Source organism: Pseudomonas sp. GV071 (assembly GCF_003050835.1).
In the GTDB taxonomy this organism is placed as follows: Bacteria; Pseudomonadota; Gammaproteobacteria; order Pseudomonadales; family Pseudomonadaceae; genus Aquipseudomonas.
This window is the reverse complement of the sequence record NZ_QAOJ01000001.1, coordinates 361815-377280: the sequence shown is the minus strand read 5'-3', so window position 1 is coordinate 377280 and position 15466 is coordinate 361815. Positions and strand designations below refer to the sequence as shown.

General features: G+C 62.0%; 8 protein-coding genes and 1 pseudogene. 6 read left to right on the top strand and 3 right to left on the bottom strand.

The window, feature by feature from the left end:
• Nucleotides 1–240: 240 nt before the first annotated feature.
• From C8K61_RS01585 to C8K61_RS01575, 3 genes are all read left to right on the top strand, one after another.
• On the top strand, nt 241–1575 hold the full coding sequence (locus tag C8K61_RS01585) for an NAD(P)/FAD-dependent oxidoreductase (protein ID WP_108094425.1): 1335 nt from the start codon (nt 241–243) through the stop codon (nt 1573–1575).
• Nucleotides 1565–2305 (top strand): sulfite exporter TauE/SafE family protein, encoded by a 741-nt coding sequence (locus C8K61_RS01580; protein ID WP_108094424.1) that lies wholly within the window; start codon nt 1565–1567, stop codon nt 2303–2305. Before C8K61_RS01585 ends, C8K61_RS01580 begins: the two co-directional genes overlap by 11 nt.
• Nucleotides 2306–2416: 111 nt before the next feature.
• The gene (locus C8K61_RS01575; protein ID WP_108094423.1) at nt 2417–3763 is read left to right on the top strand and encodes a class II 3-deoxy-7-phosphoheptulonate synthase; all 1347 of its coding nucleotides are present in this window, start codon (nt 2417–2419) and stop codon (nt 3761–3763) included.
• Between the two features lie 84 nt (nt 3764–3847).
• Here C8K61_RS01575 and C8K61_RS01565 read toward each other — a convergent pair.
• Nucleotides 3848–6174, bottom strand: a pseudogene (locus tag C8K61_RS01565) (autotransporter outer membrane beta-barrel domain-containing protein).
• 1026 nt (nt 6175–7200) lie between these two features.
• A complete protein-coding gene (locus C8K61_RS01560; RefSeq protein ID WP_108094420.1) occupies nt 7201–7833 on the bottom strand; it encodes a TetR family transcriptional regulator in 633 nt (210 codons plus the stop codon).
• A 266-nt stretch (nt 7834–8099) separates the two neighbouring features.
• Between C8K61_RS01560 and C8K61_RS01555 the strand changes: the two genes are divergently transcribed.
• From C8K61_RS01555 to adeC, 3 genes are read left to right on the top strand one after another with little or no spacing between them, the layout of a single operon-like run.
• The gene (locus C8K61_RS01555; RefSeq protein WP_108094419.1) at nt 8100–9269 is read left to right on the top strand and encodes an efflux RND transporter periplasmic adaptor subunit; all 1170 of its coding nucleotides are present in this window, start codon (nt 8100–8102) and stop codon (nt 9267–9269) included.
• Between the two features lie 3 nt (nt 9270–9272).
• Entirely contained in the window at nt 9273–12407 is a 3135-nt protein-coding gene (locus tag C8K61_RS01550) for an efflux RND transporter permease subunit (RefSeq protein ID WP_108094418.1), read from the top strand.
• Entirely contained in the window at nt 12407–13864 is a 1458-nt protein-coding gene (gene adeC / locus C8K61_RS01545; RefSeq protein WP_108094417.1) for an AdeC/AdeK/OprM family multidrug efflux complex outer membrane factor, read from the top strand. Before C8K61_RS01550 ends, adeC begins: the two co-directional genes overlap by 1 nt.
• 188 nt (nt 13865–14052) lie before the next feature.
• On the opposite strand, the gene C8K61_RS01540 is transcribed toward adeC, so the two are convergent.
• Nucleotides 14053–15426, bottom strand: a complete 1374-nt coding sequence (locus tag C8K61_RS01540; RefSeq protein WP_108094416.1) for an aspartate aminotransferase family protein — start codon at nt 15424–15426, stop codon at nt 14053–14055.
• Nucleotides 15427–15466: the final 40 nt, after the last annotated feature.

Below are 15466 nucleotides of genomic sequence, written 5' to 3'. Positions count from 1 at the left end.
TTGTCATTGATGAGCCGGGGCCCGGTCACGCGATAATTCGCCCACTTTGTACCCCCTCACTAGAATAAAAATGCTCAGGTCGTGTGAAAACGTAGCGAGCGAAGGGTAGGCAAGGCCTTTCTAGTCCAAGGGCAGGGCGAACAAGCGGAGTTGGCTGTAGCCAATGCGCATTGTGATCCCGTTTTTAACGCCGCCTAACCGAGCGCAGTAGTTTTCACGCGACCTGAACGGGAGATTGTTATGTACGCGATTATTGGCGCCGGCCCCATGGGCCTATGCACAGCCCGTCAACTGCAGAAGCACGGCATCAGCTTCGTCGGCTTCGAGCTGCACGACAACGTCGGCGGCCTGTGGGACATCGATAACCCGCACAGCACCATGTACGACTCGGCGCACCTGATCTCCTCCAAAGGCACTACCCAGTTCAGCGAATTCCCCATGCGCGACGACGTGGCGCCCTACCCGCACCACAGCGAAATGCGCCGCTATTTCCGCGACTACGCCGAGCACTTCGGCCTCTACGAGCACTACCAGTTCGGCACCCGCGTGCTGCGCATGGAGCGTCAGGACAAGGGCTGGAAGCTGTACACGGAAAAAGCCGGGGTCACCCGCGAGTGGCAGTTCGACGGCGTGCTGATCGCCAACGGCACCCTGCACAAGCCCAACTTTGCCAAGTTGCCGGGGCAGTTCAGCGGGGAGCTGCTGCACTCCAGTGACTATCGCTCAGCAGAAGTTTTCAGCGGCAAACGGGTACTGGTGGTGGGCTGTGGCAACTCGGCTTGCGATATCACGGTGGACGCCGTGCACCGCGCCGCCTCGGTCGACCTGTCGGTACGTCGCGGCTATTACTTCCTGCCGAAATTCCTCCTCGGCCGCCCCATCGACACCTTCGGCGGCGCGGTAAAACTGCCGCGCGCCTTGAAGCAGCGCATCGACGGCCTGCTAATTCGCGCGCTGATCGGCAAGCCATCCAACTACGGCCTGCCCGACCCCGACTACAAACTCTACGAATCGCACCCGGTGGTGAACTCGCTGGTGCTGCATCACCTCGGCCACGGCGACATCAAGGCACGTCGCGACGTCGCCAACGTCGACGGCAAATGGGTGACTTTCACCGATGGCGAGCAGGCCGAGTACGACCTGATTCTGCAAGGTACCGGCTACAAGCTGGACTACCCCTTCATCGAGCGCAGCCACCTCAACTGGCCGCAGAACGCCGGGGCGCCGAAGCTGTACCTCAACGTGTTCCACCCCGAGTACGACGACCTGTTCATGATGGGCATGGTCGAAGCCTCGGGCCTGGGTTGGCAGGGACGTGCCGAGCAGGCCGAACTGGTGGCCCTGTTTATTCGCCAGTTGCAAGCCGAAAGCCCGGCGGCCAAAGCGTTCCAGACCACCAAACGCGAGCGCGCGAGCATTCGCCTGGACGGCGGCTACCAGTACCTGGAACTGGAGCGCATGGCCTACTACGTGCACAAAGACACCTACCGCCAGAGCATTGCCGAACACGCCGCCGAGCTGCGTCTTCCGGAGCCGCACGCGACGCCATTGGGCGCCACCGCGAATGCCTCTTGAGGTTCACCTGGCGCTAGGGGTTTTTATTCTGCTGGCGTACACCCTGGAAGCCATTACCGGTTTTGGCAGCGTGGTCATCGCTCTGTCGCTGGGCGCCCTGTTGCTGCCTATCGAGCAACTGTTGCCCATTCTGGTGCCGCTGAATATCTGCATGACCGGTTACCTCAGTTGGCGCTACCGGCGGCTGATCGACCGGCGCCTGCTGCTGGGCAGCATTCTGCCGGGCATGTTGGTCGGCACCCTGCTCGGCTATTGCCTGTTGCCGTGGCTGGACGGCCAGGCGCTGAAACGCGGCTTTGGCGTGCTGGTGTTGTGGTTCGCCGCGCGCGAACTGCTGCGCAAGCCCAGCGACAAGGTCCGCCATGTGCCGAACTGGGTCATGCGCGCCATCACCACCGCTGCCGGCATCTGCCATGGCTTGTTCGCCTCCGGCGGGCCGCTGTTGGTCTTCGCACTGGCTGGCAGCCCGCTGGATAAAAGCCGTCTACGGGCGACCCTGGTGGCGGTGTGGTTCACCCTCAATGGCCTGCTGACCCTGGCGTTTCTGCTCGATGGCCGGCTGCTGCCAGCACTGCCGCAGGTGCTGAGTTTTGCCCCGCTGTTGGTGCTGGGCGTATGGCTCGGCGAGCGCCTGCATCGGCAGGTGGACGAGCGGCATTTCCGCCGTGGCATCTATGGCCTGCTGCTGATCACCGGGCTGCTGCTGATTGCACCGTGGAAACTGTTCTGAAAGCGCGTATGCAGCGTCTCTATCACGCCAATCGACAGCCTCTGCGCTTGTGAGCCCGGGCTGATCGGTTACCATGCCCGTCCACCTGATCTGCTTGAGCCGAGAACCTCGATGTCGCAACCATGGAGCCCCAGCAGCTGGAGAGCTAAACCCATCCAGCAGCAACCGCAGTACCCAGACGCCGCCCACCTGAGCCAAGTCGAACAAACCCTGGCCGGTTATCCGCCGCTGGTGTTTGCCGGCGAAGCGCGCGAACTGCGCCGCCAGTTTGCCGAGGTCACCCAGGGGCGCGCGTTTCTGCTGCAAGGGGGCGACTGCGCCGAGAGTTTTGCCGAGTTCAGCGCGGCGAAAATTCGCGACACCTTCAAGGTGCTGCTGCAGATGGCCATCGTCATGACCTTCGCTGCCGGCAGCCCGGTGGTAAAAGTCGGGCGCATGGCCGGCCAGTTCGCCAAACCGCGCTCCTCCAATGACGAAACCATCGACGGCGTCACCCTGCCGGCCTACCGCGGCGACATCGTCAACGGTATCGGCTTCGACGCCAGCAGCCGTGTGCCGGACCCGGAGCGCCTGCTGCAGGCCTACCACCAGTCCACTGCCAGCCTCAACCTGCTGCGCGCCTTTGCCCAAGGCGGTTTTGCCGACCTGCACCAGGTGCACAAGTGGAACCTGGAGTTCATCGAGAACTCGGCCCTGGGCGAGAAGTACAACCAGTTGGCCGACCGCATCGACGAAACCCTGGCCTTCATGCGCGCCTGCGGCATGGACACCTTGGCGCAAGTGCGCGAAACCAGCTTCTTCACCGCCCACGAAGCGCTGCTGCTGAATTACGAGCAAGCCTTCGTGCGCCGCGACAGCCTCACCGGCGGCGACTACGCCTGCTCGGCGCACATGCTGTGGATTGGCGACCGCACCCGTCAGGTTGACGGTGCCCATGTCGAATTCCTGCGTGGCGTCGGCAACCCCATCGGGGTGAAGTGCGGTCCGAGCATGAGCAGCGAAGACCTGATCCGCCTGATCGACATCCTTAACCCGGACAACGATCCCGGCCGCCTCAACCTGATCGTGCGCATGGGCGCCGACAAGGTCGAAGCCGGCCTACCGCGTTTGCTGCGTACGGTAAAAGAGGAAGGCCGCCACGTGCTGTGGAGTTCCGACCCCATGCACGGCAACACCATCAAGGCGTCCAGCGGCTACAAGACCCGCGACTTCGCGCAGATCCTTGCCGAGGTCAAACAGTTCTTCCAGGTGCACGAAGCCGAAGGCACCTATGCCGGCGGCATCCACATCGAAATGACCGGGCAGAACGTCACCGAATGCATCGGTGGCTCGCGACCGATTACTGAAGATGGTTTGTCGGATCGCTACCACACCCACTGCGACCCGCGGATGAATGCAGACCAGTCGCTGGAATTGGCGTTTTTGATTGCTGAGACCTTGAAGCAGGTTCGCCGCTAAGCCTTAGATTCAAAGCATCGCGGCTAAAGCCCCTCCCACGACCCACTCGGTTCCTGTGGGAGGGGCGTGCAGTGAACAGCCTCGCTACCACGCCCAGTTCAACCCCACTCGCGCTTCAGTCCCGTGGCCGGTGCCCTGATCGAATGCCAGGTTGTAATCAGCGCTGACAAACACCTCCAGATTGCGCCGCACCTTCCCCGACACCCCTACCCCCGCTTGCCCCCAACTGCCACCTAGGTCGGTATGCAGTGCCACCGGAAAGTTGCCACTGGGCGCTGAAAACGTGGTGGTCGCCTCATCGCTGAACGCCTGCCACAGGTTCACGCGCAGCCAGGCCGTCAGTGCCTGGCCATCTGGGTGGTCGACTCGCTGCACCAGCCGCGCGCCCACACGCCCGTAGGTGGTATCGGTATTGCCCTGGTCAATGCGGCCAAAGCGGTCGGCGCCATCGTCGATGGCGATGTGTTGATAGATCACCTGTGCCTGCGGCTCAAACGCCAGATTGCCGCCCAGCTCGAACGGGAGCCGCCTTCCAGGGAACCCAGCAGGCCGTAGGCACGAAACTCTGCACTCTCACCGTGGCTTGAGCGGGCGCGCAGGTTGTCGTACCAGGTGGCCTGAACCACACCATCCAGGTAGGCATCCGCCGCATTCTTGCGGGTCCAGTAGCCGCCCAGGGAATAGCCGTTGACGCCCGAAGAGCCCGCATGGCCGCCGTACACACCGGCCACATCGCTGCTGGCGCGGCCGATGGAGAGATAACCACCGGCGCTGTCCTGGGTGCCGTTGGTGTTGATCTGGCGGTACAGATCGGCGCCGGCGGCCATGCCGGTGACGGTGTAATCGTAGGTCGGTCCATGCTCGTAGAAACTGTCCAGGCGGCTGGCAGCGTCGTCACCGTGGGAAAAACCCACCGAGCCCTGCTCGCCGTACACACGACTCCAGGTCGCCGGCTGCTCCTGGACATCGCTACCCGAATACGCGTAGGCACCGTTGCGTTCGCGATACGAGCCGAGCATCGCCAGCCCCAAGCGATTGAGCATGGCTGGCACAGCAAGGTTCACCGGCACCTCGTCGCGCAGATTCGGCAGGTTGGCTTCGTCCGAGGGAACGTCGACCAGCGTCGAGCGCAGGTACCAGTTCTGATCGCCAGCATTGCCGCCATTATCAAGGTCGCCGCCATACACCAAGCTGTATTCATACACACCCGCTGCCACTCGACCGCCGAGGGTAAAGGCGCCAGCCGTGGTGCCGTTATTGCCCTGCACCACTTGAATACCCAAGCCTGAGGTCGGCCCGCCCAAACCGGCCAGGCTGCCGACTTGCAGGGCGGCCTGGCCACTCACCGCGCTGCCGCCCAACTCCAGCACCAGGAGGTCGGCGCTGGCCTGTTGCCCAGGTTCAAGGTAGGTATTGAACAGCACACGACTGCCGCCAGCGAAGGTGAGCTGCTGGCTGTCGAGGGTAAAAAAACTGCGTGTGGCCTGCCGGCCGGCGAGCGCCAGATCGCCGCCCAGGGTGAACTGATCGGCAATCACCGTGCCACGGCTACCGCCCTGCAACGTGCTGCCTGCCGCCGTGGTAAACACGCTTGGCGCTGGCCTGCCGACAGTACTGGCGTGCACACCGTACACCGCGTCATTGGCCACCTCGAAGGTACCGCCCTGCACCTCGGTGCTGGCGTACACCGTTGACCAGCGATCCGCTGCGCTGCTGTAGCGCGAACCATCGAAGCTCACCCGTCCTGCCCCGCTGCTGATCACCGTGAGCCGGTTGTTGGCAGCGTTGCTGGTAATCGGGTCGAAAAAGGTGATGGCGTTGCCGGTGGCGGCCACGAACGTGGCGACAGCGGTGCCACCGGCGTTGTTCAGATACAGCGCATTGGCTCGCGTGCTGCCCCCTGTGCCCTGGGTGTTGCCACTGAAGGTCATGTCACCTTGGCTGGCGGCGAGGGTCAGGCTGCCGCCCGCCCAGATCGCGCCACCCAGCGTGCTGGCGGTGTTGCCCTCGGCGATCAGGCTGCCATCGATAAGCACCGGCGCATCGCTGTAAATAGCGCCGCCTCGCCCGGTAGCCTGGTTGCCGGACAGGGTGATGGTGCGGCCATGGATCACCGTTCCGAGGCCGGTGCCCAGGTTGGCAATGGCACCGCCGTCGCGGGAGGCGCTCACCACCTGGCCAGCGCTGTTGTAGCCCGCGCGATTACCGGTGATGGTCACCAGGCCATTGGCATTACCGATGGCCACATCGATATTGGTATTGGCGAAGATCACGCCACCGGCTTGCGTTGCCGTGTTGTTCTGCAACGTCACGTCGCCCCTGTTCAGCGACAGGCTGACGTTGCCGGGGCTGGTGCTGGCGACAGCGGCGAAAATAGCGCCGCCACGCCCGGTAGCGCTGTTGTTGGTCATTCGGGTAGCGCCATCGATGACTACCCCCACCCCGGAGGAAAGCGCCCCGCCATCACCGGCGGCGCCGATCACACCCGCCGAGTTGGCGTCGGCGAGCAAATCGCCATTGATCAGTATCGCCCCCGTTGAGCGCGTCACTCCACCGCCGCCGGAGGAGCGGTTATTCGACAGCGTTACGGTGCGGCCAGTGATGATCAACGGAAAATTGGTGCCGCCTGCATTCAGCAGTGCGCCACCGCTCGCATTGGTGCTGCCTCCTGGCAACAGGCCCGCCGAGTTATCGCTGATGGTCACCGTGCCGTTGGCATTGCCGATCGCCATGCCGCCGCTGGAACTGCCGTACAACGCGCCGCCATTGCCAAGCGTATGGTTGTTGGTGATCAGCAGATTGCCCGATGTCGTCGCCAGATTGAGCTGTCCACCACTATGGAAGGCACCCCCTTCGCGACTCCCCACGTTGCCGCTCAGCGTGAGGGTGCTGCCAGCGCTTACGTTGATGTTGAGGTTGGTGGCCGTCGCCGCGCCACCACTGGCGCTGGCGCGGGTGCCACCGGTAAAGGTCAGGTCCCCCTCCACATTGATCACTCGGGTGCCCGAACCAGCGAGTCTGCCGAAGCTCGACCCGCCGTTGTTCAGGGTGATAACGCTGCCCCCAGGCGCCGCCTGGATGGTTAGCCCCGTGCCGCTGGGCAAGGTCAGGTCGAAGTTGGCGATTGGAGAGGCACCTGGGTCGAAGAGTGAGGCATTGCCCTGCAATACCCACACATCACCCGCTTGGAGTGCCGGAACGACGGCGGAATCGCCCAGATTGCTGCCATCCGCGATAGTGACGGTGGCCGCGCCGGCCTCAGCGCACAGCAACGTCTGAACCAAAACAAACGGGAGCATTTTCATAGAGATCCCTCTCTCGAAATGGCGAGTGTAGACGGCCCGAAACAAACACGCTGCTTATCGACCCGCGCTACTCACGCCCTACCCCCCTCTAGCCTCCCGCAAGCCCCAATCATTGCGCAGGATTGTCCCGCCCTACACCCGCAACCCTGGGCTCAAGCGCAACATATCCAACGCCACATCCACCATCCGCTCAGCCTCTTTGCCCAGGGCAAAGCTCTTGGGTGCCAGGAGCCATTTGGCTAGCGCACCGTCGATATAGGAATGCAGACAGATCGCCGCACGCCGGGTATCCAGGTCGATAGGCAGTTGGCCTTTGTTGATGGCGTTGCGTAAGGTCAACTCGATACGCTGGTCGCAGTCGATGCTGTTGTCTTGCATCTGCTGACGCAGGTCGTTGAGCTCGTCGGTGTACTCACATTTGTGGAACAGAATCTCGTTGATGCGCCGCACCTTGGCGTCCGTAGCGGTTTGTTTGAACAGTTGCACCAACAACTCACGCATACGCCCCAACGGGTCAGGCTCGGTGGTGCTCTCGCTGGCCTTGGCCAGTTCTTCGAACGGCAGGTGCGCGCGTTCGAGCATGGCCTGGAACAGGTCGCTCTTATTGCTGAAATGCCAATAGATGGCGCCGCGGGTCACCCCGGCCACATCGGCAATTCTGGCCAGCGTGGTGCGCCCGACGCCATGCTCGTAGAACGCCTTTTCGGCGGCATCGAGAATCTGGCTGCGGGTTTCCTGCGCTTCTTCTTTGGTACGTCTGACCATGCAAAAACGGCCTTTGGTTAGCGACACGTAAGGCTTTTGTCAGCGTCGTGTCAGTTAGCTGCAAAGCTTTAAAAAAGCTTATGTAACAGTGAGTTTTAGGCGTTTACAAACAACCGTGAATGTAAGTATATTTCTTAGCATCCTACCTATCCACAAGAAAATTTGTACTTTTTGATCACCCCTTGATCAGCCGCCTAACTAAAAACGCTTACAACTAACCAATCGTACCGACGCCGTTTCACGCGCCGATCGACATGAGGCCTTTCATGCAATTCAAGCCAGCCCACACCGCTCTGGTTTCCGCCGTCGCCCTGGCAACGCTGTTGCTCACCGGATGCGAAAAAGCAGCAGAAGCGCCGCCACAACAAACCCCGCAAGTGGGTGTGGTGACCTTGAAGCCGCAGGCCTATTCCCTGGTCAGTCAACTGCCCGGCCGCACCAACGCCTACCGCGTTGCCGAAGTTCGCCCGCAAGTGAACGGCATCATTCTCAAGCGTCTGTTCACTGAAGGCCGTGAAGTCAAAGCCGGCGAGCAGCTGTACCAGATCGACGCCGCCGTTTACGAAGCCACCTTGAAAAGCGCCGAAGCCACCCTGCAGTCGGCCAAGTCGCTGGCCGACCGTTACAAGCAGTTGGTCGGCGAGCAAGCGGTGAGCCGTCAGGAATACGACAACGCCGTGTCCCAGCGCCTGCAAGCTGAAGCCACCCTGCAAAGCGCGCAGATCAACCTGCGCTACACCAAAGTGTTGGCGCCGATTGCCGGCCGCATCGGTCGCTCCGCTGTTACCGAAGGCGCCCTGGTGAGCAATGGCCAGACCACTGCCCTGGCGACCATTCAGCAGCTCGACCCGATCTACGTCGACGTCACCCAGTCTTCGGCCCAGTTGCTCAAGCTGCGTCGTGAACTGGAAAGCGGCAACCTGCAGAAAGCCGGCGACAACGCCGCCAAGGTCAAGCTGGTACTCGAAGACGGCAGTCTCTACGAGAAGGAAGGCAAGCTGGAATTCTCCGAAGTGTCGGTCGACGAAGGCACCGGCTCGGTGACCATTCGTGCGGTATTCCCCAACCCTGATCACCAGTTGCTGCCAGGCATGTTTGTCCACGCGCAACTGCAAGCCGGGGTAAACGACAACGCCATTCTCGCCCCGCAACAAGGCGTGACCCGCGACCTCAAAGGCCTGCCCACTGCGCTGGTGGTCAACGCCGAGAACAAGGTCGAACTGCGTCAGCTGAAAGCCGAACGCACCCTGGGTAACGACTGGCTGATCAACGACGGCCTGAAAGCCGGCGACCGCGTCATCACCGAAGGCCTGCAGTACGTCAAACCCGGTGTCGAAGTGAAGGTATCCGAAGCCACCAACGTCGCGCCTGCCAACGGCGGCGCGCAACCGGCAGCCGCCCCGGCAGCTGAAAAAGCCCAAGGCGAAGGGAAGTAACTCATGTCGAAATTTTTTATCGACCGTCCCATTTTCGCCTGGGTAATTGCCCTGGTGATCATGCTGGTCGGCACCCTGTCCATCCTCAAGTTGCCGATCAACCAGTACCCGGCGATTGCGCCACCGGCCATCGCCATCCAGGTGACCTACCCGGGTGCGTCCGCACAGACCGTGCAGGACACCGTGGTGCAGATCATCGAGCAACAGCTCAACGGTATCGACAACCTGCGTTATGTCAGCTCGGAAAGTAACTCCGACGGCAGCATGACCATCACCGCCACCTTCAACCAGGGCACCAGCCCTGATACCGCCCAGGTTCAAGTGCAGAACAAGCTCAACCTGGCCACCCCGCTGCTGCCGCAAGAAGTGCAGCAACAGGGTATTCGGGTGACCAAGGCGGTGAAGAACTTCCTGATGGTGGTGGGTCTGGTGTCCGAAGACGGCAGCATGACCAAGGACGACTTGTCCAACTACATCGTCTCCAACATGCAGGACCCGATCTCGCGTACCGCCGGTGTCGGTGACTTCCAGGTGTTCGGTGCCCAGTACGCCATGCGTATCTGGCTCGACCCGGCGTTGCTGAACAAATACCAGCTGACCCCGGTGGACGTGAAAACCGCAGTGGCCGCACAGAACGTGCAGATCTCCTCCGGCCAGCTCGGTGGTTTGCCAGCGGTGGCCGGCCAGCAGTTGAACGCCACCATCATCGGCAAGACTCGTTTCCAGAACGCTGACCAGTTCAAGAACATTCTGCTCAAGGTCAACTCTGACGGTTCGCAAGTACGTCTCAAAGATGTCGCCAAGGTCGAACTGGGCGGCGAAAACTACAGTATCAGCGCCCAGTTCAACGGCAAACCGGCGTCCGGTCTGGCAATCAAACTGGCCACCGGGGCCAACGCCCTGGACACCGCCAAAGCCATCCGCGCCACCATCGCCGACCTGGAACCGTTCTTCCCGGCCGGCATGAAAGCCGTGTACCCGTACGACACCACCCCGGTGGTCACCGCCTCCATCGAAGGCGTGGTACACACCCTGCTCGAAGCCGTGGCACTGGTGTTCCTGGTGATGTTCCTGTTCCTGCAGAACATCCGCGCCACCATCATCACCACCATGACCGTACCGGTGGTGTTGCTCGGTACCTTCGGCATCCTTGCCGCCTCCGGTTTCACCATCAACACCCTGACCATGTTCGGCATGGTGCTGGCCATCGGCCTGTTGGTGGACGATGCCATCGTGGTGGTGGAGAACGTCGAACGGGTGATGGCCGAGGAGCATTTGTCGCCTAAAGAGGCGACGAAAAAATCCATGGGCCAGATCCAGGGCGCCTTGGTCGGTATCGCCATGGTGCTGTCGGCGGTATTGCTGCCAATGGCCTTCTTCGGCGGCTCCACCGGGGTGATCTACCGGCAGTTCTCGATCACCATCGTCTCGGCCATGGGCCTGTCGGTGCTGGTCGCGCTGGTCTTCACCCCGGCGCTGTGCGCCACCTTGCTCAAGCCGATCAAGGAAGGCGAGCACGGCGTTCCGAAACGTGGCTTCTTCGGCTGGTTCAACCGCAACTTCGACCGCAGCGTGCGCGGCTACGAACGTGGCGTGAGCAGCATGCTGCGCAACAAGGCACCGTACCTGCTGGCCTATGTCGTGCTGCTGATCGGCATGATCTGGCTGTTCACCCGCATTCCCACCGCATTCCTGCCGGAAGAAGACCAGGGCGTGCTGTTTGCCCAGGTGCAAACCCCAGCGGGCTCCAGTGCCGGCCGCACCCAAGTGGTGGTCGATGAAATGCGCGCCTACCTGCTCAAAGACGAAGCAGATACCGTCAACTCGGTGTTCACCGTCACCGGCTTCAACTTCGCTGGTCGCGGCCAGAGCTCGGGTATGGCCTTTATCATGCTCAAGCCGTGGGGCGAGCGTTCGAAGGAAAATACCGTGTTTGCCCTGGCCCAGCGCGCCCAGCAGCACTTCTTCAGTTTCCGCGATGCCATGGTGTTCGCCTTTGCCCCGCCAGCGGTATTGGAATTGGGTAACGCCACCGGCTTCGACGTGTTCCTGCAAGACCGTGCCGGCATTGGGCACGACAAGCTGATGGAAGCCCGCAACCAGTTCCTTGGCATGGCCGCGCAAAGCAAAAAGCTGATGCAAGTGCGCCCCAACGGCCTCAACGATGAGCCGCAATTCCAGCTGACCATCGACGACGAACGCGCCAGTGCCTTGGGCATCACCCTATCGGACATCAACAACACCTTGTCGATTGCCCTGGGCGGTAGCTACGTCAACGACTTCATCGACCGCGGTCGGGTGAAGAAGGTGTATATCCAGGGCGACGCCAAAGCGCGCATGACCCCCGAAGATCTGCAGAAATGGTACGTGCGTAACGGCGAAGGCAAGATGGTGCCCTTCTCCGCCTTCGCCTCCGGCTCGTGGATCTACGGCTCGCCGAAACTGGCCCGTTACAACGGTGTAGAAGCCATGGAAATCATGGGCTCGCCGGCACCGGGTTACTCCACCGGTGAGGCCATGGCCGAAGTCGAAGCGCTGGCGCAGAAACTGCCGGCCGGTGTCGGCATCTCCTGGACCGGCCTGTCGTACGAAGAGCGCCTGTCCGGCTCGCAAGCGCCGGCGCTGTATGCCATCTCGCTGCTGCTGGTATTCCTCTGCCTGGCCGCGCTGTATGAAAGCTGGTCGATTCCGGTGGCGGTGATTCTGGTGGTGCCCCTGGGTATCATCGGTGCACTGATGGCCACCAGCCTGCGCGGTCTGTCTAACGACGTGTTCTTCCAGGTGGGGCTGTTGACCACGGTCGGCCTGGCGGCGAAAAACGCCATTCTGATCGTCGAGTTCGCCAAAGAACTGCACGAGCAAGGCAAGTCGCTCACCGAAGCGGCGCTGGAAGCCTGCCGCATGCGTCTACGGCCGATCATCATGACCTCCATGGCGTTCATTCTCGGCGTGGTACCGCTGGCGATCTCCACCGGCGCAGGCTCGGGCAGCCAGCACGCCATCGGTACCGGCGTGATCGGCGGCATGATCACCGCCACCGTATTGGCCATCTTCTGGGTGCCACTGTTCTTCGTCACCATCTCTTCGCTGTTCAAAGGCAAAGAGACCGAAACCCCAAGCAATGAGGCTCGCCACTGATGCGCAAGTCACTGTTGTCCCTCGCGATTGCCAGCCTGATGCTCAGTGGCTGCTCGCTGATCCCCGAGTACCTGCAGCCGGCCTCGCCGGTTGCCCAGGCCTACCCGCAAGGGCCGGCCTACGGCCCGAACGAGTCGGCGCAAGTGGCCGAAGCCGAGCAAGGCTGGCGCCAGTTCTTCCACGACCCGGCGCTGCAGCAACTGATTCAGACCGCCCTGGTGAACAACCGCGACCTGCGCGTGGCGGCGTTGAACCTCGACGCCTACGCCGCGCAGTACCGCATCCAGCGCTCTGAACTGTTGCCCAAAGTCACCGCCAACGGTACCGGCGTGCGTCAGCGCACCCCGGGCGACCTGTCGCAAACCGGCGAGGCCACCACCAGCGGCCAGTACTCGGCCACCCTGGGCGTCAGCGCCTATGAGCTGGACCTGTTCGGCCGCGTGCGCAGCCTCAGTGAAGAAGCGTTGCAAACCTACTTCTCCAGCGAGCAAGCACGGCGCAGCACCCAGCTCAGCCTGGTGGCCAACGTCGCCAATGCCTACCTGACGCTGACTGCCGACCAAGAGCTGTTGCGCCTGACCCAGGAAACCCTGAAAACCTACGAAGACAGCTACAAGCTGACCCAACGTAGCAATGAAGTGGGCGTGGCTTCGGCCCTGGACCTCAGCCAGTCGCGTACATCGGTAGAAAGCGCGCGCGTGGCCTTGGCCCAGTACCAACGCCTAGTGGCGCAAGACCGCAACAACCTGGCCCTGCTGCTCGGCACCTCGGTGCCGGATGACCTGGTCGCTAACAAACCGCTGGCCGATGACCTGCTGGAAGAAATGCCAGCCGGCTTGCCGTCCGACCTGCTGCAACGCCGCCCGGATATTCTCCAGGCCGAGTTCCTGCTGAAAGCGGCTAACGCCAACATCGGTGCGGCCCGCGCGGCGTTCTTCCCGAGCATCAGCCTGACCGCCAATGCCGGCAGCAGCAGCGCCGACCTGTCGAACCTGTTCAAAGGTGGTTCGGGCAGTTGGTACTTCTCGCCGACCATCAGCATTCCGATCTTCAATGCCGGTGAGCTGAAGGCCAGCCTGGACTACTCGAAAATCCAGAAAGACATTCGTGTGGCGCAGTACGAGAAGTCGATTCAAACCGCCTTCCAGGAAGTCTCCGACGGCCTGGCCGCACGGCAAACCTACAACCAGCAGTTGCAGGCCCAGCGTGACTTCGTCACCGCTAACCAGGACTACTACCGCCTGGCCGAACGTCGCTACCGCACCGGTATCGACAGCAACCTGACCTTCCTCGACGCCCAGCGTTCGTTGTTCAGCGCGCAACAGTCGCTGATCACCGACCGCCTGGCGCAGCTCACCAGCGAGGTCAATTTGTACAAGGCCCTGGGCGGTGGCTGGGTGGAAACCACCGGGCAGAAGCCGGCTGACCCGGCCACGCCGGGGTGGATTTCCGAATAACAAAAAGCCCGCCGAAATGGCGGGCTTTTTGTTGGATGGGATTGGGGATGCAGCGGCCCTCTCCCCCAGCCCCTCTCCCGTAAACGGGAGAGGGGAGCCTAATCGGCGATTGCCAACCCAACCTCATTCCAGTCCCCTCGCCCCCTTGGGGGAGAGGGTTAGGGAGAGGGGGTAACTGCAGGCACGAGTTACAGATCCGCCAACGTCAGATCCAGGCACTTGCGCGCCTTCTCCACCAACTCATCGATCTCGGCTTTGCTAATCACCAACGGCGGCGCAATGATCATGGTGTCGCCGACAGCGCGCATGATCAGGCCATTGTTGAAGCAGTGCCCGCGGCAGATCATGCCCACGCCCTTGCCTTCATAGCGGGCACGGGTGGCTTTGTCTTTTACCAGTTCGATGGCGCCGAGCATGCCCAAGCCACGCACCTCGCCTACCAGCGGATGGTCGGCCAGTTCACGCAGGCGTTGTTGCAGGTAAGGCGCCGTGGTTTCACGCACGTTTTCCAGAATCTTTTCTTCGCGAATGATCCGCAGGTTTTCCAGCGCCACCGCCGCCGCCACCGGGTGCCCGGAGTAGGTGAAGCCGTGGTTGAAATCACCGCCTTCGTTGATCACCTCCGCAACTTTGTCGCTGACAATCAAACCACCCATGGGGATGTAACCCGAGGTCAGGCCTTTGGCGATGGTCATCAGGTCCGGGGTATTGCCGTAATAGTCGCTACCGAACCACTCGCCGGTGCGGCCGAAACCACAGATCACTTCGTCGGCCGCAAACAGAATGTCGTACTTGGCAAGAATCTCGCGCACGCGCGGCCAGTAGGTCTCTGGCGGAATGATCACGCCGCCGGCACCTTGAATCGGCTCGGCGATAAAGGCCGCGACCTTGTCTTCGCCGACTTCGAGAATTTTCTTTTCCAACTGATCAGCCGCCCAGACGCCGAACTCGGCCGGGCTCATGTCGCCGCCCTCACCGAACCAGTACGGCTGCGGAATATGCACGATGTCCGGCAGCATGCCGCCCTGCTCGTGCATGCCCTGCATGCCACCCAGCGCGGCGCCGGCCACGGTGGAGCCGTGGTAGCCGTTGATGCGGCCGATGATCACTTTTTTCTCCGGCTTACCTTTCACCTGCCAGTAGTGGCGAACCATGCGCAGCATGGTGTCGTTGCCTTCGGAACCTGAACCGGTGAAGAACACGTGGTTCATGTGCGGTGGCGCCAGCTCGGCGATGGTCTTGGCCAGTTCGAGCACCGGTGGGTGCGCGGTCATGAAGAAGGTGTTGTAGAACGGCAGCTCTTTCATCTGCTTGGCAGCGGCATCGGCCAGCTCGTCGCGGCCGTAGCCGATGGCCACGCACCAGAGACCGGCCATGGCGTCGAGAATCTTGTTGCCTTCGCTGTCCCACACATACACGCCATCGGCCTTGGTGACGATGCGCGGGCCGACTTCTTTCAGCTGCTTGTAGTCGCTGAAGGGGGCGAAGTGGTGGTCGGCGCTGAGGGCTTGCCACTCACGGGTTTGGGGATTCTTGGTGGATGAATCGGCTGACTTGCTCATACGCACTCCTTACGGCCCGGCGGCAACCCGCCCGGCAGGG